Source organism: Streptomyces sp. NPDC014861 (genome assembly GCF_043081625.1).
Classification (GTDB): domain Bacteria; phylum Actinomycetota; class Actinomycetes; order Streptomycetales; family Streptomycetaceae; genus Streptomyces.
In genome coordinates this window covers 132,901-152,504 of the sequence record NZ_JBIBWV010000011.1, presented here as the reverse complement: position 1 = coordinate 152,504, position 19,604 = coordinate 132,901, and the positions used below count along the sequence as shown (strand labels likewise).

Here is a 19,604-nt window from a genome sequence, read left to right as displayed (position 1 = left end):
GACATCCGGCACCGTGCGAGGTGTAACATAGTAATGTGAAATTGCACTGACAACCCCTGTGCGCGGGTCAGTTGCGCCGCCGGGTGTCCGCCTCCGCGAAGGGAACGGGGGAGGCGGACACCCGGCCCTTCCGCCGGGCGTCGAACCCGCCGGTCAGACCAGGGAGTTCGGTACGGGGCCGAGGCCGGGCGCCGTCGGCCGCAGCCCCTTCGCCGCGCCCTCCGCCCGCTCCCGCGCCACCGCCGCCCGGGCCGCGTCACCGATCGCGTCGGCCAGCCGGGCCCGGCCCAGCCAGTTGTACGGGCTGTCCGGGCGCAGCCCGTCCCGCTCGCTCAGCAGCAGCCGGGCCCGGTCGTGGTCGCCCGCGGCGAGCGCCGACTCCAGCAGCGTCCGCTGGACGGCGTCCCGCTGGGCGTGGCTGCCGCCGAAGGCCTGGATCCGCCGCCGTACCGGCCACAGCAGCTCCACCACGGCCGCGTGGTCGCCCCTCCCCTGCGCCACCAGCGCCTCGCAGACCGGGAGTCCGACCTCCGCCGTCATGGCGTGGTTGGAGACGGAGCGCCGGGCCGCGTCGGCGGCGCCCTCGACCAGCCACCGCCTGCGGTCGGCCACCAGCGCCTCCGCCTCCGCGATGCGGCCCGCCCCCACGTAGGCCATCACCGCGTGGGCGTCGTTGAAGGCGTAGAACGGCGGGTCGGCCCGCTCGGCCCAGGCGTCGGCGAGCCGCGCCCAGCGCTCCGGCTCCTCCCTTCCCGCCAGCCGCAGCCGCCAGAGCAGCGCGGCGGCGTCGAGGAGTTCCATCGCGAGACCCGCCGACTCCTCGTGGTGGACGGCCGCGTCGTAGACGCGCAGCGCGGTCTCCTCCGCGCCTGCCTCCAGGGCGTACAGGGCGTAGTGCCACCAGTTGTGCACCGTCAGGTAGTTGCCGCGCGTCCAGTCGTCCACCCGCGCGTCGAGGAAGGCGACGCCCTCGGCGATCCTGCCCCGCATCTCGTATGTGTGGGTGACGGCGTGCACCGCCCACACGTCCCCGGGATGCCGCTCGACCGCCGCGAGCCCGGTCTCCTCGGCGCGTCCGTAGTGCCCGCACTCCTCCAGGCCGAAGGCGTACATGCCGAGCAGCGGCCCCCGGTGCTCGTCCGCCCTCCCCCACGCCGACAGCGCGCCGCCGATCCGGTCCCGCAGCCGGACGGCGTCCCCGGTGAGGAAGTCCAGCTGGTGCCCGGCGAACAGCGCGAGCACATCCCGCGGATACGCCAGGGACAGCTCCTCCAGGAGGCCGGCCGCCCCGTGCAGGTCACCGGCGAGCAGGGCGCCGGAGGCCGCCAGGTGGAGCCGTTCGCGCGCGGGCAGAGCGCTCGTGTCGCGGCCCGCGAGATAGCCGTCGAAGCGGGCGCGGGCCCTGGTGGCCGCGGTGTGTTCGGTGCCGAGCACCCCCAGGTAGACGGCGAACGCCTGGGCGTCGGGCGAGTCGGGGCTCGCCGCCAGGGCGTCCTCGACGGCCGGGGACACCTCGGGCCGGAAGAAGAGAAGGGCCTCCACGGCCCGGTCCAGGTGATCCGCGCCCTCCGGGGTGCAGGCGTGCAGGGTGTTGCCGTGACGGTCGGTCGCCAATGCGGTTCCTCACCTCGGTTCCTCGGGTACTGCCGGACGGCCGGACGGGCACGGCCCGTCCGGAGGCGGAACGCACCGCTCCCCGCCGGCACCGGGAGCGTGCCCCGCCCGCCGCCGCGCCACGCCGCACACGCCTCCCCGCGCGCCCCGCGTGCCGCCGTCCGCCCCTCGCGCCCCGGACGCCCGCGGTCCGCTCCTCCCGCAGGCCCTCGCACCGGGCGTGGCGTGATCCACTTGCTGGTGCACCGCAGGGCGCGGTGCACGAGGAGAGTGAGGGTTCATGTCCGTCGCCGACGCCGCCGCCGTCCGGGTCCGTCCGGTCCTGGAGGAGGACTTCGACCAGTGGCGCGCCCTGTACCGCGGGTACGCCGAGTTCTACAAGGTCGAGCAGACCGAGGAGGCCGCCCGGCTCGTCTGGTCCTGGATCCGCGACCCCGGGCACGAGGTGGAGGGGCTGGTGGCGGAGGGCGCCGACGGCCGGCTCGTCGGGCTCGCGCACTTCCGTCCCTTCGCCCGGCCCCTCTCCGCGTCCGTCGGCGGCTGGCTCGACGACCTGTTCGTGGACCCCGCGAGCCGCGGCACCGGCGCGGCGGACCGACTGCTCGCGGCGCTGCGCGAGATCGGCGCGGAGCGCGGCTGGAGCGTCGTCCGCTGGATCACGGCCGACGACAACCACCGCGCCCGCTCCAAGTACGACCAGGTGGCCACGCGCACGATGTGGATCACGTACGACATGGCCCCGGGGTCCGGGACCTGATAGCGGGGATCCGGTATCGGGGATCCGGTATCGGGGATCCGGCGGCCGGGTTCCTCCGCGACGCCCGTCGCTGAGGCGACTTCGCCCACGGCGGCGGGTTCCGGGTTCCGGGGTTGCAGGGGTTCCGGGGTTTCAGGTCGGGAGGTCGACGCGCGCCCTTGCGGCTGCTCGCGGCGCTTCTCGCGGCGGTGGCGCGGCCTGTTCCGACACCCCGGGCTACCTGACGGTACGTGATTCCGCCTTCACTGTCCGATCATGGACCCCGGAGCACAGTGCTCCGCTCCGGGAGAGAGGACGCGTATGGCACATCGCGAGGGGGAAGGCGGCACGGCACCGACCCTGATCCAGTCGGTACGCCGGGCCGTACGACTGCTGGACGAGCTGGAACGGCGCGGGGGCGCGGGAAGCGCCAAGCAGCTGGCCCGCGAGGCGCTGCTGCCGCTGCCGACGGCGTACCACCTGCTCAGGACCCTGGTCCACGAGGGGCTCGTCCGCAACGACAACGGTGTCTACGCGCTCGTCTCGCCGCTGCGCCGGGACGCCGGGCACACGGCCCACGAGCCGGCGCTGCGCATCCAGGCCTGGATCGACACCCTGAGCCTGGACCTGGACGCGGCCGTGTACTTCGTCCAGTACCGGGACGGCGAGGTCGAGGTGGGCGCCGTGTCGGACAACCCGGCGCGCCCGCCGGTCCAGGAGTGGGCCGACTTCCGGGCGACGGCGCACGCCCACGCCGCCGGGCAGAGCCTGCTGCTCCAACTGGACCCGGAACAGCGCGGCGACCACCTGAGCCGCCACCCGGTGACGGCCCTCACCCCGCACACGGTCGAGGCGCGGCGCGACTTCGAGCGGCGGCTCGTCGCCCTGCCGCGCCGGCTGCCGGTCCTGGAGCACCAGGAGTACGCGCTCGGCGCGGCCTGCGCGGCGGTGCCGATCACCGTCGGCGCGGAGACGGCGGCGGTGGCGCTGTCGATCCCCGCCTCCGAGGGGGCCCGGCTGCGGGGGCTCGCGGACCGGCTCCAGCGACGGGCGGAGCAGGTCCTGCTCTCCCGGACCTTCGCGGTCGCCGCGCACAGCCACGAGCCTTGACCCGGCGTCCGCGGGGCGTGCGGGGAGTCCGGCGGAGGGAGGGCCGCGAGCGAGCTGCACGGGGGAAGCGAGAGGGGCACCACCGAGGGACCGGTGGTGCCCCTCTCGCTTCCCCCGTGCAGCTCAGAATACCCCCTCCCGTATACGGCACCTCACCTCCACCTTGTGATCCTCGATACCCAGGGGGGTATTTGACTCGGCGCGACGGCACGCCGTACGGTCGGACCCGTTCATACCCGGGGGGGTATCCAGACGTCCATGGGAGGCTCCGCCGTGTTCTTCGCCCAGTACTACCTCGACTGTCTCTCCCACGCCTCGTACCTGATCGGCGACGAGCGGACCGGGCAGGCCGTGGTCGTGGACCCTCGCCGCGACGTGTCCGAGTACCTCGCGGACGCCACCGCGCACGGCCTCACCGTCGTCGGCGTCGTCAACACCCACTTCCACGCCGACTTCGTCGCCGGTCACCTGGAACTGGCCGACAGCACCGGGGCGTGGATCGGCTACGGCCGGCGCGCGGAGACCGAGTACCCGATCCGCCCGCTCACCGACGGCGAGCGGATCCCCCTCGGCGACGTCGTCCTGGAGGTCATGGAGACCCCGGGCCACACCCCCGAGTCGATCAGCGTCCTGGTGTACGAACACACCGGGGACGCGGTGCCGTACGGGGTCCTGACCGGTGACGCCCTGTTCATCGGCGACGTCGGCAGGCCCGACCTCCTCGCCTCGGCCGGCGTGACCGCCGAGGAGCTGGGCGGGATGCTCCACCACAGCGTCCAGCACAAGCTCATGGGCCTCCCCGACGCGGTCCGCGTTTTCCCCGCCCACGGCGCCGGGTCCGCCTGCGGCAAGCACCTCTCCGCGGAGAGGTCCTCCACCGTCGGGGAGCAGCGGGCGACCAACTACGCCTGCGCGCCGATGGGCCGCGAGGAGTTCGTCGCCCTCGTCACCGCCGGACAGACCAGCGCCCCCGGATACTTCGCGCACGACGCCGCGCTCAACCGCAGGGACCGCCCGCGGTACGACTCCTCCACCGCCGCCCGGCCGCTCTCCCTCGCCGGGTTCACCGCGCTGCGGGACGCCGGGGCGGTCGTGGTCGACGCGCGCGATCCGCAGGAGTTCGCCGCCGGGCACCTGCGCGGCGCGGTCAACGTACCGGCCGACGGCCGCTTCGCCGAGCAGGCCGGAACCGTCCTCGACCCCGGCGACCGGCTCCTCGTCATCGCCCCCGAGGGGCGCGCGGAGGAAGTGCTCACCCGGCTCGCCCGCGTCGGCCTCGACCTCACCGAGGGTTACCTCCCCGAGCCGGAGGCCGCCCTGGAGGCGCTGGCCGCCGAAGCGGCGCCGGCGAGCAGGGTCACCGCCGCCAGGCTGCGGACCGCCCTGGCGGGCACCCGGCCGCCGCTCGTCGTGGACCTCCGCGGGGGCGACGAGCGCGCGGCGGACGGCGTCATCGACGCGGCCGTCCACATCCCGTTCAACGAACTCCCCCACCGCGACGGCGAACTCCCCTCCGACCGGCCCCTCGTCCTGCACTGCGCCGGCGGCCACCGCTCCTCGATCGCCGCCAGCCTCCTGCGCCGGCGCGGCTTCGAGGACGTCTCCGACCTCCTCGGCGGATACGCGGCCTGGGCCCTGACGGCGACCCCGGCCACCTGACCGGCCCGCACCCACCCCCGCCCCACCTCTCCGCCACCTCCTCCTCGGCCGCACCCGCACCCGCACCCGCACCCGCACCGACGAACGCACCCGCGAACGGAATCACCCATGGACACCTCCTCCTCCCTGTCCCCCGCCGTCCTGCACCGCCTCGTCCAGGAGGGCCGCGCCCCGCGCCTCCTCGACGTCCGCACCCCCGGCGAGTTCCGCACGGCCCACATCCCCGGCTCGTCCAACGTGCCGCTGCACACCCTCCGCGAGCACCGCGCCGAACTCGTCGGCCACCTCGACCAGGAGGTCGTGCTCGTGTGCCGCTCCGGGCAGCGGGCGAAGGAGGCCGAGCGGGCGCTCGCCGAGGCCGGCCTGCCGGACCTCCGCGTCCTCGACGGCGGGATCACCGGCTGGGAGGCGGCAGGCGCGCCGGTGGAGCGCGGGCCGGAGCGGTGGGACATGGAGCGCCAGGTCCGGCTCGTCGCCGGCTCGATCGTCCTGGTCACCGGCCTCGCGGGGATCGTCGTGCCGGGCGCGCACCTCGTCGGTACGGCGATCGGCGCCGGGCTGACCTTCGCCGCGCTCAGCAACTCCTGCGCCCTGGGCGTCCTGCTCTCCAGGCTCCCCTACAACCGGGGCCCCCGCACCGACATCCGTACCGTGATCGCGGAGCTCCGGAGCACCCGGTGACCGCTCTGGTCGTGGCGGCCTCGGTGCTCGTCGGCGTCAGCCTCGGCGTGCTCGGCGGCGGCGGATCGATCCTCACGGTCCCGATCCTGGTCCACCTCGCCGGGCAGGACCCGAAGGAGGCCATCGCCACCTCCCTGTTCGTCGTCGGCGTCACCAGCCTGGTGGCACTGGCCCCCCACGCGCGGGCGCGCCGGGTCCGGTGGCGGACCGGCCTCGTCCTCGGCGCGTTCAGCATGGCGGGGGCGTACGCGGGCGGCCGGGCGGCCGCCCTCGTGCCCGGCACGGCCCTCCTCGTCGCCTTCGCCCTGATGATGCTCGCGACCGCCTTCGCGATGCTGCGCGGACCGCGGCAGGGACGGGAGCCGAAGGCTCGGCGCGGTGGTCCGAAGCCGTGGCACATCGCCGTCGAGGGACTCGCGGTGGGCGCGGTGACCGGGTTCGTCGGCTCCGGCGGCGGCTTCCTGGTCGTGCCCGTCCTGGTCCTCCTGGGCGGGCTCCGGATGAGCGCCGCCGTCGGCACCTCGCTGCTCGTCATCGCCATGAACTCCTTCGCGGGACTGGCCGGGCACCTCTCCGGCGCCACCCTCGACCCCTGGCTCGCGCTCACGGTCACCGGCGCGGCCGTCGCCGGGAGCCTCGCCGGGGCGCGCCTCGCGGGCCGCGTCCCGCAGGACGGGCTCCGGACGGCCTTCGGCTGGTTCGTCGTGGTCATGGGTGCCTTCGTACTCGCCCGGGAGCTCGATCCCGCCGTCTGGACGCACCCCGCGACCTGGGCGGTGCCCGGGACGGCGGTGGGCGCGTGGGCGGTGCGGCGAGTCTGGAGCCGTACCCTCGCCACGGCCCGAGAGTAAGCGATATCGACCGTTTTCATACCCCTAGGGGTATAATGGCCCGAGGGGGGTGGGACGAGAAGGAGGACTGCCGTGCAGGTCGACGCGGAGGCGATGGCGCCGGTGCTGAACCGCCTGCGGCGCGCCCAGGGGCAGCTGGCCGGGGTGATCGCGATGGTCGAGGCGGGCCGCGACTGCAAGGACGTGGTGACCCAACTGGCCGCCGTCTCCCGGGCCCTGGACCGGGCCGGGTTCAAGATCGTGGCGAGCGGGATGCGGCAGTGCCTGGCCGACGACGGCGCGGACGGCCCGCCGATGACGGAGGCGGAGCTGGAGAAGTTGTTCCTGACCCTGGCCTGATCCCCCGCCCGTCACCCCTCGGCCCTGGGCCCTCGGCCGGTTCGCCCCTCGCCCGTCACCCCTCACCCCTCGGCCCTCGGCCCTCGGCAGGCTCGCCCCTCGCCCGTACCGACGCGGATCGGGGTCCGGCGGGTCCCGCGCCTCCTATGCTGACCAGGTACGGAACAGCAAGGCCAGGGATGGCCCGCGGACGAAGGGGGCACCCCGCTCGATGAGCCGGAAGCAGCAGCGCGGAGAAGCCACCGTCGAGCGCGTCCTCGACGCCGCGCTCGACCTCTACGCGCGCGAGGGTGAGCCGGGGCTCAACGTCTCCGCCCTGACCCGGGTCAGCGGGGTCAGCACCGGCAGCATCTACCACCACTTCGGCAACCTCCACGGGGTGATCAGCGCCCTCGCCCTGCGCTGGCTCGGCCGGCTCGTCGGCGAGCTGGCCACCGCGCTGACCTCCCATCAGGACGCCCGTTCCGGCATCGAGGCGGTGGTGCACGCCTACCTCGACTTCGTGCGCACCCATCCGGCCGCCGCCCGCCTGCTCCACTCCCCCTTCGCGGACCAGGAGGGCTCGGCCCGCGCCGGCGAGATCCGCGACAACCAGGAGGCCCGGCTCACCCCGATCGAGCACTGGCTGGACGGGCACCGCAAGGCCGGCGAACTCGCCGACCTGCCCAGTCCGATCATCGAGACGCTCGTCCTGGGCCCGGTGATCGGCCTCGCCCGCCGCTGGCTCACCCTCGGGGACGTGGACCTCGAAGAGGGCGCCCGGGTCCTCCCCGACCGCATCTGGCGCTCCGTCAGCCCTTGACCCCCGGGCCGTCCCGATCCCCGTCGGCACCGCCGCCGGGGGCGCCTTCGGCGGTGCCCGGACCGATGCGGAGCTCGAAGTCGCCGTCGTACTGCTCGTGCCCGGCGATCACCGCGACCTCGACGATCTCCTTGCCGACCCGGCCGCGCACGATCAGCGGATCCTCGCGCAGGTCACGCATGAGCGCCACGCACATCCCGATCATCACGAGGACGAACGGGGCGGCGACCAGGATCGTCAGGTTCTGCAGACCCGCCAGGGCGTCGCCCTGGCCGTCGCCGATCAGCAGCATGATCGCGGCGACGGCGCCGGTGACCACGCCCCAGAAGATCACCACCGGGCGGGTCGGCTCCATCGCCCCGCGCTGCGACAGGGTGCCCATGACGATGGAGGCGGCGTCCGCGCCGGAGACGAAGAAGATCCCGACGAGGACCATCACCAGCAGGCTCATCACGCCCGTCAGCGGGAACTCCTGGAGCAGCCCGAAGAGCTGCCCCTCCGGGGTGCTCTCGGCGCCCAGCGTGCCCTCCTCGCTCAGCCGCATCGCGGTGCCGCCGAAGATCGCGAACCACACCAGGCTGACCGTGCTCGGCACCAGGATGACGCCGCCGATGAACTGACGGATCGTCCGGCCGCGGCTGATCCGGGCGATGAACATGCCGACGAAGGGCGTCCAGGAGATCCACCACGCCCAGTAGAAGACGGTCCAGCTGCCGAGCCAGTCGTGGATGTTCTCGCCGCTGGTGGCCTCGGTGCGGCCGGCCAGCTGGGGCAGGTCGCCGACATAGGCGGCGATGGAGGTCGGCAGCAGGTCGAGGACGATGATGGTGGGGCCGGCGACGAAGACGAAGAGGGCGAGGAGCAGCGCCAGCACCATGTTGATGTTGGAGAGCCACTGGATGCCCTTCTCCACGCCGGAGACGGCGGAGAGCACGAAGGCCACGGTGAGCACGGCGATGATGGCCACGAGCAGCCCGGTGCCGGCCTTCTCCATCCAGCCCAGCTCCTCCACGCCGCTGCCGATCTGGAGGGCGCCGAGGCCCAGGGAGGCCGCGGAGCCGAAGAGCGTGGCGAAGATGGCGAGGATGTCGATGAACCGGCCCGGTCCGCCGAAGGCCCGGCGCTCGCCCATCAGCGGGACGAAGACGGCGCTGATGGTCTGCCGGCGCCGCCTGCGGAAGGTCGAGTACGCGATGGCGAGACCGACCACGGCGTAGATGGCCCACGGATGGAGCGTCCAGTGGAAGAGCGTGGTGGCCATCGCCGTCTCCATCCGCTCGGCCGAGTCGGCCGGGGAGGTGCCGGGCGGCGGGGTGCCGTAGTGGGCGAGCGGCTCGCTCACGCCGTAGAACATCAGGCCGATGCCCATGCCGGCGCTGAACATCATGGCGATCCACGAGACCGTGCGGAACTCCGGGCCCTCGTCCTCCTGGCCGAGGGTGATCCGCCCGTACCGGCTGATCGCCAGCCACAGCGCGAACACGACGAAGCCGGAGGCGGCCAGCATGAACGCCCAGCCGCCGTCCCGGATGAGCCCGTCGAGGAGACTGCTGGAGACCGATTCCAGGCTGCCCGTCGCCGTCGCGCCCCAGACGACGAAGGCGAGCGTCAGCACGGCGGTGACGCCGAAGACGATCGGGTCGGTGCGCGCCGGATGGCGACCGGTGTGGTCGGGCAGGTCCGCCGTCACCGGCAGGGCGCCTCGCCCGGCCCCGTCCTTGCCACCACCCGGCCCACCGTCGTCCCGTCGCTCCTCTGGACCCTGCCCGTCCTGCGCCATCTACGACTCCTTTCCCCACCTATCGGGACAAAGTTCTCATGTCCTGCCCCTGCAGTATCACAAGCACGGACGAAGGTGACGGACCAACAGGCCCCGCGCCCCGACCGTCGGTCCGCGCACCCGAACCGACCGGCTCCGCACCCGTGGACCGACAGGCCCCACACCCACGGACCGTCGCCCGGACCGACGGCCGCCCCACGCCCCGATCGATCGACTCCACACCCCGATCGATCCACTCCACTCCCGGACCGAACGACTCCACTCCCGTGACCGAACGGCGACGGGCGGGCCGGAGGTCCTGGACATCGCAGGGTCAGCGATGGTTAGGTAAGCCTTACCTAAACCTGACTGAGGAGAGTCACGTGAGCGTCGCCCCCTCCCCCGCCCTGCCCCAGCAGACCGCCGCGGAGCAGGTCCGCTCCGTGCTGGCCCGCGCCCTCTCCCTCTCGCTCACCCTGGAGGGACAGAGCTACGACCTCCTCGGCGCCCACAGCGTCGGCGCCCGCGGCCGGATCACCCTCCACCCTCCGGCCGACACCCCGCTCACCGACCACCTCGACCGCGCCCCGCTCGGCATCCTCGACGCCCGCGTCGACCTCACCGACATCGCGCCGACCGCCCTGCGCGACCGGGTCCGCGCCCGGGTCACCCTCACCGGCCGGCTCACCCCCGCCGCCCCCGGCGACCTCGGCGCCCTCCGGCTCGACCTCGCCAGGATCACCCTCAGCACCGGCACCGGGACGGAGGAGGTCGCCCCCTCCGCGTACGCCAACGCCACCCCGGACCCGCTCGCCCTCGAAGAGGCCGCGCTCCTCACCCACCTCGCCGACGCCCACCCCGACCTCGTCTCCGACCTGGTCGTCCTCGCCGGCTCCCGCCTCCCCTACGGCGTCGTCCGCGCCCTCCCGCTCGCCATGGACCGGCACGCCGTCTCGCTGCGCTGCGAGTACGGCGAGGGCCACTGCGACCTCCGCCTCCTCTTCCCCGCCGAGGCCCGGGACGCCGCCGCGGCCGGCGACATGGTCCGCCGCCTCCTCACCGCCCCGCAGTGCGCGCACCACCACCACGACCACCACTGACACCGGCGCCGCGGACCGGAAACCGCACACACGGGCGGGCGCGTCCCCTCCCGCATGGACCGGATCACCCACGGCCTCCGCCAGCTCCTGCGCTTCGCGCTCCTGGAGGCCCGCTGCTGCGCCTTCGCCGTCGCGCTCATCGGCGGCATCGCGGTGTCGTCGCTCCTGCCCGAGCTGCCGGTGGCCCGCTACGACCTGCTCCTCGGCTACGGGATCGCGCTCACCGCGGTGGCCTGGCGGCTCGGCTGGGACAGCGGGCGCGACATCGCCGTCATCGCCGTCTGCCATCTCATCGGCCTGCTCTTCGAGCTGGTCAAGGTCCGCATGGGCTCCTGGAGCTACCCGGAGGACGCGGCCACCAAGTTCGCCGGGGTCCCCCTCTACGGCGGCTTCCTCTACGCGGCCGTCGGGAGCTACGTCTGCCGCGCCTGGCACCTGTTCGACCTGCGCCTGACCGGCTACCGGCCCCGGATCATGGCGGTGCTCGCCGGGGCCGTCTACCTGAACTTCTTCAGCCACCACTGGCTGCCCGACGCCCGCTGGGTCCTCGCCGCCATGCTGCTGCTCGCCACGGCCGGCACCTGGGTGCGCTTCCGGGTCGGCGAGGAGGACCACCGGATGCCGCTCGCGCTCTCCTTCGTCCTGATCGGCTTCTTCCTCTGGATCGCCGAGAACGCGGCCACGTACGTCGGCGCCTGGAGCTATCCCGACCAGCTCGACGGCTGGCAGCCGGTCTCGGTCGCCAAGTTCGGCGCCTGGGCACTGCTGATCACCGTGACCTTCGTGCTGGCCTACGGAACGGGCTCCTCGCCCCGGCGGATGCCGAGGGTCGCGAGCAGGTCCTCGTGAAGCTCCATCCACACCGTGTGGCAGGAGTCGGCGCGCGGGCGGTCCACCCAGGACAGCTCACCGCGCCGCACCCGGGCCAGCGCGTCCGTGAAGCGCTCGCCGTAGCCGCCGAAACGGGGCAGCAGAGTGCCCAGTTCGGCGGAGAGCGTGTCGATCACCCCGCCGAGGAGGGTCAGCTCGTCGAGGACCCGCCGGTCCCAGTCCGGGTCCCCGTGCGTGTTCACGGCGAGCCGTCCGCCGCCGTCGGGCCGCAGCTGCCAGTCGGTGCAGGCCGTGAGGCAGCGGGCGTTGTGCGCCAGGAAGGTCTCGTACCGCTCCCGTACGAACGGTTCGAGCCCGGCCCCGGCCAGTTCCTCGGCGAGCAGCCGCTCGCCCTCCGCCCGCCCCCGGTCGGTCAGGCTCCAGCCGGAGGTGCCGGCGAACGAGGAGCGGGTGACCCGCCCGTACGCCTGGAGGTCGAGCAGCAGCTCGCCGACGGCCTCCGGGTCGAGCCCGAAGCGGGCCGCGGCCTCGGTCTCGGTGGTCATGCCCCGCAGCCGTACCGCGTGCAGGACGAGGAGTTCGGGAGTGGAAGGGTGCGCCATGGGGAGAGCCTAGGCAACCCGGACGGCGGATCGCGCGTCCTCTCCCACACGAAGCCCCCCGACCGACCCAAGGACTTGCCATGAGCGACAGGGCCCGCGTCCTCTTCGACGAGCTCGACCTCGACCAGGACGGCACGCTGACCCGCGTGGAGGTCATCCGGGCCCTGCGGGAGAAGGGCCCGACGCTGGCGGCGCGGGGCGTGATCCCCTTCTGGGGGGTGGGGGACGTGGACGACTCCGCCGCCCTCTTCGACGCGGCCGACCAGAACGGCGACCGCGTCCTCAGCTTCGAGGAGTTCGCCGTCGTGGTCGACCGCCGCTTCGGGTGGTGACGGAACGACACCGGGGATGACCCCCGCGCCCCGGAACGGGACCAGGCGGCGGGGGCGGGAGCGGGACGGTCCGCCGCGCGGCGGACACCCCTGAGCGGAAGCGCGCTCTCCGGGACACGGATGGATAACGGACGGGCCGAGTCCGACCTCACACCTTGTCAGTGCAATTTCACATTACTATGTTACGGGTCACATTCCGGCCGCTCTGGCTGTCCAACCGCTCTCCCGCTCTCCTCGGAGTGACCCATGAACCAGCGCAACCGCACCCTGGCCACCGCCCTGGTGTCGACCCTGACCCTCGCCCTCGCGGCCTGCACCGGCGGCGCGTCCGACGGCCGGGCCCCCGGCGGCGAGCGGAAGAACCCCGCGGCGGCCAACGCCGGCGCGGTCCTCGGCGGCACCCCGCAGAAGGGCGGCACCCTCAACGTCCTGTCCAACCAGGACTTCTCCCACCTCGACCCGGCCCGCAACTGGGTCATGCCCGACATGGACTTCGGCACCCGGCTGCTCTACCGCACCCTCGTCACCTACCGGGCCGCGCCCGGCGCCGAGGGCAGCGAGCTCGTCCCCGACCTGGCCGAGGACCTCGGCACCCCCTCGAACGGGGCGAAGACCTGGACCTTCCGCCTCAAGCCCGGCCTCCGGTACGAGGACGGCACCCCCGTCACCGCCCAGGACATCAAGCACAACATCGAGCGGTCCTTCTCCCCCGACCTGCCCGGCGGCCCCGACTACGCGGCCCGCTACCTGGCCGGCGCCGAGGGCTACCGGGGCCCTGCCGAAGGCAGGCATCTCGACTCGGTGAAGACGCCCGACGCGCGCACCCTCGTCCTCGAGTTCCACACCTCGTTCGCCGAGTTCCCCTTCGCCGCGACCCTGCCGACCTTCTCCCCGGTGCCGAAGGCCCGGGACAAGGGCCCCCGGTACGACAACCGCCCCTTCTCCTCCGGGCCGTACAAGATCGAGTCCTACGCCCGCGACAAGCGGCTCGTCCTGGTCCGCAACACCCACTGGGACCCGAAGACCGACTCCGTCCGCAAGGCCTACCCCGACCGGATCGTCGTCACCATGGGCCTCAAGGGCAATCAGGTCGACGACCGCCTCATCGCCTCCTCCGGCGCCGACGCCTCCGCGATCCCCTGGGCCGCCCTCCGCCCCGAGTCCACCTCCAAGGTGCTGACCAGGCCCGAGGTCAAGGCCCGCCTCCTCGCCGAGTCCAGCACCTGCAACGAGATGCTCCAGATGCACACCGGCCGCGCCCCCTTCACCGATCTGAAGGTCCGCCAGGCCGTGCAGTACGCGCTCGACCGCGAGGCGATCGTCACCGCCGCGGGCGGCCCCGCCCTCACCCAGGCGTCCACCGCCGCCATGCCCGGCGCCCTCTTCGCCGGCGGCGAGCAGCCCGACACCCTGAGGATCCCGCTCGCCGGCGACCCCGAGAAGGCGAAGCGACTGCTGGAGGAGGCCGGGAAGGCCGGCGGCTTCTCCACCAGCATCACCGTCTCCAGCGGCGACAAGGCCATCGGCGAGGCCATCCAGCAGTCCCTGGGCCGGGCCGGGATCGAGGTGACCATCGAGACCGTCGACCCGTCCGCCTTCTACGACACCATCGGCGACACCGAGAACCGCACCGACCTCGTCTACACCGGCTGGTGTCCCGACTTCCCGTCCGGCTCCACCTTCCTCCCCTTCGTCTTCGACGGGCGCTCCATCAAGCAGAAGGGCAACTCCGGCAACCACTCCCTCTTCCGCGACGACGCCACCCAGAAGCGGATCGACGAGATCGCCGCGATGACCGACGCCGCCGCCGCCAACAAGGCCTGGCAGGAGCTCGACGGGCGGATCCTCGCCCAGGCCCCCGTCGCCCCCGGCGCTGTCAAGCGCCGCCCCCTCGTCCTCGGCACCAACATCGCCGGCGCCTTCGGCCACACCTCGTGGGGCGGCCAGATCGACTACGCCACGGTCGGCCTCAAGGACCCGTCCAGGAGCACGACCCGATGACGCCCCCGCCCGTGACCACGACCGCCACCGAGGCCGCGTCGTCCCCGCCGGACGCCGGCGGCGGGGCGTGGCGGCTCGTCCGCGCCGAACTCCGGCACAGGGCCTCCCTCAAGGTCTCCCTCGCCGTCGTCGCCGTCTTCGCGCTGATGACCGTCGCCGCCCCGCTGATCAGCGCGCTGGGCGGCTGGGGCCCGGAGGAGTTCGACAAGTCGGCCGTCGACCCGTACCTCGGCGGACTGCCGATCGGGCCGCTCGGCGGCGTCTCCGCCGAGCACTGGCTCGGCGTCGAACCCGTCACCGGACGCGACCTGTTCGCCCGGGTCGTCCACGGCGCCCAGGTCTCGCTGCTCATCGCCTTCGCCGCCACCGCGATCGTCGTCGCCGCCGGCACCGCGGCCGGCGTCGCCGCCGGCTACTTCGGCGGACGCGTCGACACCGTGCTCTCCCGCCTCATGGACCTCACGATGTCCTTCCCCTCCCTCATCTTCATGATCGCGATGATGTCGGTGGCCAGGGACGTCGACCGGATCCTCCTGATGGTCCTCGTCATCGGCCTGTTCGGCTGGCCCGGCGTCGCCCGTGTCGTCCGCGGCCAGACCCTCTCCCTCAAGCACCGCGAGTACGTCGACGCCGCCCGCGTCGGCGGCTCGGGACCCTGGCGGATCCTCGCCCGCGACATCCTCCCGGGCGTCGCCGGCCCGGTCATCGCCTACACCACGCTCATGATCCCCGGCATGATCGCCACCGAGGCGGCGCTCAGCTACCTCGGCGTCGGGGTCCGCCCGCCCACCCCGTCCTGGGGCCAGATGATCGCCGAGAGCGTCGCGTACTACGACACGGACCCCATGTACTTCCTCGTCCCCAGCTTCTGCCTCTTCCTCACCGTCCTCGCCTTCACCCTCCTCGGCGACGCGCTGCGCGACGTCCTCGACCCCCGGGGGAGCCGTACGTGATCGTCTACCTCGGCCGCCGGCTCCTCGGGGTGCTCGGCGTCCTCCTGGCCATCGCCGCCGTCACCTTCACCATCTTCTACGTCCTGCCCTCGGACCCGGCCGCCGCCGCGTGCGGCAAGGCGTGCAGCGACGAGCGGCTGGAGGCGATCCGCGCCCACATGGGCCTGGACGCCCCGCTCTGGAGCCAGTTCGCCGACTTCGTCACCGGCGTCTTCACCGGCCGCACCATGGGCACCGGCCAGTACGCCCTCCAGTGCGACTTCCCCTGCCTCGGCTACTCCTACGAGAACAGCGAGAACGTCTGGGACCTGCTCGTCGACCGCCTCCCGGTCTCCGCCTCGCTCGCCGCCGGCGCCGCCGTGCTCTGGCTGACCCTCGGCCTGTCGGCCGGCATCACCGCTGCGCTCCGCAAGGACACCCTCACCGACCGGGCCCTGATGGTCGGCGCCGTCGCCGCCGCCTCCCTGCCCGTCTACTTCACCTCGGTCCTGCTCATCCACGGGCTGATCCGCCTCACCGGGCTGCTCCCCTACCCGCAGTACGTCCCGCTCACCACCGACCCGGTCTCCTGGGCGACGAACCTGCTGCTGCCGTGGCTGGCGCTCGCGGTCCTGTACGCCGCCATGTACGCCCGGCAGAGCCGCGGCGCGATGATCGAGTCCATGGCGGAGCCGTACATCCGCACCGCCCGCGCCAAGGGCCTGCCGCGCCGGACGGTCGTCGTCAAGCACGGCCTGCGCGCCGGCATGACCCCGGTCCTCACCATCTTCGGCATGGACCTCGGCGGGCTCCTCGCCGGCGCCGTCATCACCGAGTCCCTCTTCGGACTCCCCGGCGTCGGACGCCTCTTCTACGGCGCGCTCACCAGCGGCGACCAGCCCGTCATCCTCGGCGTGACGCTCCTTGCCGCCACCTTCATCGTCGTCGCCAACCTGGTCGTGGACCTGCTGTACGCCGTCGTCGACCCGCGAGTGAGGTACTGATGGCCGCCCTGTTGTCCGTACGGGACCTCACCGTCACCTTCCCCACGCCGCGCGGCCCCGTCCGGGCCGTGGACTCCCTCTCCTTCGACGTGCCGCACGGCCGCACCCTCGGCATCGTCGGCGAGTCCGGCTCCGGCAAGTCCGTGACCTCGCTCGCCGTCCTCGGCCTGCACACCGGCGCCGAGGTCACCGGCTCCGTCGCCCTCGACGGGCGCGAACTCGTCGGCCTCACCGACCGGGAGCTCCGCCCGCTGCGCGGCCGGAGGATGGCGATGATCTTCCAGGACCCGCTCTCCAGCCTCCACCCCTACTACACGGTCGGCGAGCAGATCGCCGAGCACCACCGGGTCCACTTCGGCACCCGGCGGGCCGCCGCCCGCGCCCGCGCGATCGAGGCGCTCGCCGAGGTCGGCATCCCCGAGCCGAGACGCCGGGCCGGGGAGTACCCGCACCAGTTCTCCGGCGGCATGCGCCAACGGGTGATGATCGCGATGGCGCTGGTCTGCGAACCCGACCTGCTCATCGCCGACGAGCCGACCACCGCCCTCGACGTCACCGTGCAGGCCCAGATCCTCGACCTGCTCGCCCGGCTCCAGCAGGAGCGCCGGCTCTCCATCGTGATGATCACCCACGACCTGGGCGTGGTGGCGCGGGTCGCCCACGAGGTCCTCGTCATGTACGGCGGGCGGGCCGCCGAACAGGCCCCGGTGGACACCCTGTTCGCTTCCCCCGCGCACCCCTACACCCGTGGGCTGCTCGACTCCCTGCCCCGCCTCGACGACCCCGACGACGTGCCCCTGCGGGCCATCCCCGGCAGCCCGCCGTCCCTCCTCGGCCCCGCACCCGGCTGCGCCTTCGCGCCCCGCTGCGCCCGCGCGGCGGCCGGCACCGCCGAGGAGCGGGACCGGTGCGCCACCGAGCGACCCGCGCTCGAAGGCCCCGAAGGCCACACCGCCGCCTGCCACTTCGCCGCCCTCCCGGCCCTGGCCGGACACGAAGGGACCGCCCCGTGACCACCACCACGACACCCTCCACCGCGGTGGGCGCGCCGCCGCTGCTGCGGGTCCGGGACCTCGCCATGACCTTCCCCGGCCGCCGCCGCTCGGCGCCCGTCCGGGCCGTCGACGGCGTCGGCTTCGACCTGACGGCGGGCGAGACCCTCGGCCTGGTCGGCGAGTCCGGCTGCGGCAAGTCGACCACTGGCCGCATGATCGTCCGGCTCCTGGAGCCGACCGCCGGCTCCGTCGAGTACGACGGACGGCCCATCGCCCACCTCCCGCAGCGGGCCCTGAAGCCGATCCGCCGCGAGATCCAGATGGTCTTCCAGGACCCGCACTCCTCCCTCAACCCCCGCCGCCCGGTGGCCCGGATCATCGCCGATCCCCTGCTGGTGCAGGGCACCGGACCGGCGGAGGCGCGCGAGCGGGCGCTGGAGCTGATGGAGCTGGTCGGCCTCATCCCGGAGCACGCCGACCGCTTCCCTCACGAGTTCTCCGGCGGTCAGGCGCAGCGCATCGGCATCGCCCGCGCGCTCGCCACCGGCCCCCGGCTGGTCGTCGCCGACGAACCCGTGTCCGCGCTCGACGTCTCCGTCCAGGCGCAGATCGTCAACCTGATGGAACGGCTCCAGGACGAACTCGGCCTCGCGTATCTGTTCATCGCCCACGACCTGTCGGTGGTGAAGCGGGTCTGCGACCGGGTCGCCGTCATGTACCTGGGCCGGATCGTCGAGATCGGCGCGAAGGAGCGGGTGTACGGGGCGCCCGCGCACCCCTACACGCGGGCGCTGCTCTCCGCCGTACCGCTGCCGGATCCGGCGGCGGAGCGGGCCCGGGAGCGCATCACCCTCCTCGGCGACCCGCCGAGCCCGGCCGCTCCCCCACCCGGCTGCACCTTCCACCCGCGCTGCCCGAAGGCCCGGTCGCTCTGCCGTACCGAGGCACCGCCGCTGCGCGTGCTCACGGCGGGCGAACCCCGGGAGGTGGCCTGCCACTTCCCCGAGGAGGGCTGAACCCCCCGGGCCGGCTCCTGATCGGCCGGAGGCCGTCGCCGGGCCCCTCGGGCCGGCCGTCGCCCAGGACGCCGGGACCGGCGGCGGGGCTGCCGACGCGGCGGTGATCCGCCCTGCCCGGCGCCCGGTCCGCCCGCCCGGCGGCGACCGCACAGGGGCGGTGCGCCCCGGTCGGGGCCGTACGCGAGGGCTCCCCAGGCCTCAGCCGTTCCGGGGCGACGGGTCGGCCTCGGTGCGGTCGACCGCCTTCCGGGCTCCGCCGAGGGCCGCCTCGGCCGCCCGGAGGGTCTTGGCGGCGTCCCGCGCGGTCCGCTCGGCCGCGGCGGCCTCTTCCCGCGCCTCGTCCCGTTCGCGCTCGGCGCGGCGCAGCCGGTCGGCGCTCTCCGCGACCGCCGACCGGGCGGCGGCCTCCGCTTCGCGCGCCGTGTCGCGCTCGCGCTCCGCGCGGGCGAGGGCGGCCCGCGCCTCCGCCGCCCTCGCGCGGGCCGCTTCGGCCTCCGCCGCTCCCTCTAGCTCCGCCCGCGTCCGGTCGGCTCGTTCCCGCGCGCGGGCGGCGGCCCTGGGCCGGGAGGCCGGGGTGCCGGGCGGTACGGCGGGGAAGCCGACGGCCGCCTCCGGCATCGCGGTGAGGCGGCCCCTCGCCCACGGGCCCGCGACGTCCGGTAGGGCGAGCACGGCGTGGAGGACCCGTTCGACGTCGGCGAGGACGGCGTCGCTCGCGGGCTGTCCGGCCTCCTCGGCGAGCTCGGCGGTGGTACGGACGAGCGCGGCGACCAGCCGGTGCTGCTGCCGGCTCGCCTCCCGCAGCCGGTCGCCGTCGAGCGTCCGGTGGGCCTCGCGCAGGGCCTCGCCCAGCGCGAGGAAGCGCTCGGCCTCCTGGGGCCGTTCCCGGGCCAGCAGGTTCGCCGCCCAGACACCGAGCGGCGGCCGGCGCAGCGCGGCGATCGCCTTCGCCGCGGCCGGGTCGTCGGCCCGCCGCGCCTCGGCCGCCTACGCGTCCCGGGCCGCCGTGAAATCGGACGGCCTCAGCCCGTACAGCGCGCCGGTGACCTCGTCGACATCCATCCGCCCACTCTGCTGCGCCGGGCGGGGCGGGCCGGGGCGAACCTCCGCCGGACGGCCGCCCGTCACCCGCACGGCAGGGCGGAGCGGAGAACCGAGGCGCCCGCCCCCGTCACACTTCCGCGCGCGGCTCCGTCAGTCCAGTGAAGGCGCCGGGCGGACCGGCGCCGCGAACCGA

20 protein-coding genes are annotated in these 19,604 nt (G+C 74.1%); 16 read left to right on the top strand and 4 right to left on the bottom strand.

The window, feature by feature from the left end; translation table 11 throughout:
- Positions 1–153 precede the first annotated feature (153 nt).
- Positions 154–1,614 (bottom strand): tetratricopeptide repeat protein, encoded by a 1,461-nt coding sequence (locus ACF1BN_RS22795; protein ID WP_392333427.1) that lies wholly within the window; start codon positions 1,612–1,614, stop codon positions 154–156.
- A 280-nt stretch (positions 1,615–1,894) separates the two neighbouring features.
- Here ACF1BN_RS22795 and ACF1BN_RS22790 point away from each other — a divergent pair, with 280 nt between their 5' ends.
- From ACF1BN_RS22790 to ACF1BN_RS22760, 7 genes are all read left to right on the top strand, one after another.
- Positions 1,895–2,371: a GNAT family N-acetyltransferase gene (locus tag ACF1BN_RS22790; RefSeq protein ID WP_392333426.1), complete on the top strand. Its 477-nt coding sequence runs from the start codon at positions 1,895–1,897 to the stop codon at positions 2,369–2,371.
- A gap of 300 nt (positions 2,372–2,671) precedes the next feature.
- Positions 2,672–3,460, top strand: coding sequence for an IclR family transcriptional regulator (locus ACF1BN_RS22785; RefSeq protein WP_392333425.1), 789 nt, complete (start codon positions 2,672–2,674; stop codon positions 3,458–3,460).
- 273 nt (positions 3,461–3,733) lie between these two features.
- Entirely contained in the window at positions 3,734–5,119 is a 1,386-nt protein-coding gene (locus ACF1BN_RS22780) for a rhodanese-like domain-containing protein (RefSeq protein WP_392333473.1), read from the top strand.
- A 108-nt stretch (positions 5,120–5,227) separates the two neighbouring features.
- Positions 5,228–5,800 (top strand): rhodanese-like domain-containing protein, encoded by a 573-nt coding sequence (locus ACF1BN_RS22775; RefSeq protein ID WP_392333424.1) that lies wholly within the window; start codon positions 5,228–5,230, stop codon positions 5,798–5,800.
- Positions 5,797–6,651, top strand: coding sequence for a sulfite exporter TauE/SafE family protein (locus ACF1BN_RS22770; RefSeq protein WP_392333423.1), 855 nt, complete (start codon positions 5,797–5,799; stop codon positions 6,649–6,651). The genes ACF1BN_RS22775 and ACF1BN_RS22770 overlap by 4 nt, the downstream gene beginning before the upstream one ends.
- Before the next feature lie 93 nt (positions 6,652–6,744).
- On the top strand, positions 6,745–6,990 hold the full coding sequence (locus tag ACF1BN_RS22765) for a metal-sensitive transcriptional regulator (RefSeq protein ID WP_392333472.1): 246 nt from the start codon (positions 6,745–6,747) through the stop codon (positions 6,988–6,990).
- A 211-nt stretch (positions 6,991–7,201) separates the two neighbouring features.
- Complete coding sequence (locus ACF1BN_RS22760) at positions 7,202–7,792, top strand: TetR/AcrR family transcriptional regulator (protein ID WP_392333422.1); 591 nt, start codon at positions 7,202–7,204, stop codon at positions 7,790–7,792.
- On the opposite strand, the gene ACF1BN_RS22755 is transcribed toward ACF1BN_RS22760, so the two are convergent.
- On the bottom strand, positions 7,782–9,572 hold the full coding sequence (locus tag ACF1BN_RS22755) for a BCCT family transporter (RefSeq protein WP_392333421.1): 1,791 nt from the start codon (positions 9,570–9,572) through the stop codon (positions 7,782–7,784). The genes ACF1BN_RS22760 and ACF1BN_RS22755 overlap by 11 nt on opposite strands.
- Before the next feature lie 362 nt (positions 9,573–9,934).
- On the opposite strand from ACF1BN_RS22755, the gene ACF1BN_RS22750 reads away from it, so the two are divergent.
- Positions 9,935–10,651 (top strand): DUF2470 domain-containing protein, encoded by a 717-nt coding sequence (locus tag ACF1BN_RS22750; protein WP_392333420.1) that lies wholly within the window; start codon positions 9,935–9,937, stop codon positions 10,649–10,651.
- Positions 10,652–10,705: 54 nt separating this feature from the next.
- Positions 10,706–11,500: a DUF817 domain-containing protein gene (locus tag ACF1BN_RS22745; RefSeq protein ID WP_392333419.1), complete on the top strand. Its 795-nt coding sequence runs from the start codon at positions 10,706–10,708 to the stop codon at positions 11,498–11,500.
- Here ACF1BN_RS22745 and ACF1BN_RS22740 read toward each other — a convergent pair.
- Positions 11,443–12,084, bottom strand: a complete 642-nt coding sequence (locus tag ACF1BN_RS22740) for a transcriptional regulator (protein ID WP_392333418.1) — start codon at positions 12,082–12,084, stop codon at positions 11,443–11,445. The two genes, ACF1BN_RS22745 and ACF1BN_RS22740, sit on opposite strands and share 58 nt — an antisense overlap.
- Positions 12,085–12,164: 80 nt before the next feature.
- Here ACF1BN_RS22740 and ACF1BN_RS22735 point away from each other — a divergent pair, with 80 nt between their 5' ends.
- The 6 genes from ACF1BN_RS22735 to ACF1BN_RS22710 all read left to right on the top strand — a co-directional run bounded on the left by ACF1BN_RS22735 (position 12,165) and on the right by ACF1BN_RS22710 (position 18,364).
- The gene (locus ACF1BN_RS22735) at positions 12,165–12,416 is read left to right on the top strand and encodes an EF-hand domain-containing protein (RefSeq protein ID WP_376600013.1); all 252 of its coding nucleotides are present in this window, start codon (positions 12,165–12,167) and stop codon (positions 12,414–12,416) included.
- A gap of 246 nt (positions 12,417–12,662) precedes the next feature.
- Positions 12,663–14,417 (top strand): ABC transporter substrate-binding protein, encoded by a 1,755-nt coding sequence (locus ACF1BN_RS22730; protein ID WP_392333417.1) that lies wholly within the window; start codon positions 12,663–12,665, stop codon positions 14,415–14,417.
- The gene (locus ACF1BN_RS22725; protein WP_392333416.1) at positions 14,414–15,370 is read left to right on the top strand and encodes an ABC transporter permease; all 957 of its coding nucleotides are present in this window, start codon (positions 14,414–14,416) and stop codon (positions 15,368–15,370) included. The genes ACF1BN_RS22730 and ACF1BN_RS22725 overlap by 4 nt, the downstream gene beginning before the upstream one ends.
- Positions 15,367–16,353, top strand: a complete 987-nt coding sequence (locus tag ACF1BN_RS22720) for an ABC transporter permease (protein ID WP_392333415.1) — start codon at positions 15,367–15,369, stop codon at positions 16,351–16,353. Before ACF1BN_RS22725 ends, ACF1BN_RS22720 begins: the two co-directional genes overlap by 4 nt.
- On the top strand, positions 16,353–17,366 hold the full coding sequence (locus ACF1BN_RS22715; RefSeq protein WP_392333414.1) for an ABC transporter ATP-binding protein: 1,014 nt from the start codon (positions 16,353–16,355) through the stop codon (positions 17,364–17,366). The genes ACF1BN_RS22720 and ACF1BN_RS22715 overlap by 1 nt, the downstream gene beginning before the upstream one ends.
- A 65-nt stretch (positions 17,367–17,431) precedes the next feature.
- Positions 17,432–18,364, top strand: a complete 933-nt coding sequence (locus tag ACF1BN_RS22710) for an ABC transporter ATP-binding protein (protein ID WP_392333471.1) — start codon at positions 17,432–17,434, stop codon at positions 18,362–18,364.
- Between the two features lie 201 nt (positions 18,365–18,565).
- On the opposite strand, the gene ACF1BN_RS22705 is transcribed toward ACF1BN_RS22710, so the two are convergent.
- The gene (locus tag ACF1BN_RS22705) at positions 18,566–19,039 is read right to left on the bottom strand and encodes a hypothetical protein (RefSeq protein WP_392333413.1); all 474 of its coding nucleotides are present in this window, start codon (positions 19,037–19,039) and stop codon (positions 18,566–18,568) included.
- A gap of 3 nt (positions 19,040–19,042) precedes the next feature.
- On the opposite strand from ACF1BN_RS22705, the gene ACF1BN_RS22700 reads away from it, so the two are divergent.
- Positions 19,043–19,573 (top strand): hypothetical protein, encoded by a 531-nt coding sequence (locus ACF1BN_RS22700; protein ID WP_392333412.1) that lies wholly within the window; start codon positions 19,043–19,045, stop codon positions 19,571–19,573.
- The last annotated feature ends 31 nt before the right edge of the window (positions 19,574–19,604 follow it).

Excerpts from the sequence above, each read along its gene's own strand:
- ACF1BN_RS22790 (WP_392333426.1), top strand. The coding sequence starts at position 1,895 with ATGTCCGTCGCCGACGCCGCCGCCGTCCGGGTCCGTCCGGTCCTGGAG.
- ACF1BN_RS22785 (WP_392333425.1), top strand. The coding sequence starts at position 2,672 with ATGGCACATCGCGAGGGGGAAGGCGGCACGGCACCGACCCTGATCCAG.
- ACF1BN_RS22775 (WP_392333424.1), top strand. The coding sequence starts at position 5,228 with ATGGACACCTCCTCCTCCCTGTCCCCCGCCGTCCTGCACCGCCTCGTC.
- ACF1BN_RS22765 (WP_392333472.1), top strand. The coding sequence starts at position 6,745 with ATGGCGCCGGTGCTGAACCGCCTGCGGCGCGCCCAGGGGCAGCTGGCC.
- ACF1BN_RS22760 (WP_392333422.1), top strand. The coding sequence starts at position 7,202 with ATGAGCCGGAAGCAGCAGCGCGGAGAAGCCACCGTCGAGCGCGTCCTC.
- ACF1BN_RS22755 (WP_392333421.1), bottom strand. The coding sequence starts at position 9,572 with ATGGCGCAGGACGGGCAGGGTCCAGAGGAGCGACGGGACGACGGTGGG.
- ACF1BN_RS22745 (WP_392333419.1), top strand. The coding sequence starts at position 10,706 with ATGGACCGGATCACCCACGGCCTCCGCCAGCTCCTGCGCTTCGCGCTC.
- ACF1BN_RS22740 (WP_392333418.1), bottom strand. The coding sequence starts at position 12,084 with ATGGCGCACCCTTCCACTCCCGAACTCCTCGTCCTGCACGCGGTACGG.
- ACF1BN_RS22735 (WP_376600013.1), top strand. The coding sequence starts at position 12,165 with ATGAGCGACAGGGCCCGCGTCCTCTTCGACGAGCTCGACCTCGACCAG.
- ACF1BN_RS22730 (WP_392333417.1), top strand. The coding sequence starts at position 12,663 with ATGAACCAGCGCAACCGCACCCTGGCCACCGCCCTGGTGTCGACCCTG.
- ACF1BN_RS22725 (WP_392333416.1), top strand. The coding sequence starts at position 14,414 with ATGACGCCCCCGCCCGTGACCACGACCGCCACCGAGGCCGCGTCGTCC.
- ACF1BN_RS22715 (WP_392333414.1), top strand. The coding sequence starts at position 16,353 with ATGGCCGCCCTGTTGTCCGTACGGGACCTCACCGTCACCTTCCCCACG.
- ACF1BN_RS22710 (WP_392333471.1), top strand. The coding sequence starts at position 17,432 with ATGACCTTCCCCGGCCGCCGCCGCTCGGCGCCCGTCCGGGCCGTCGAC.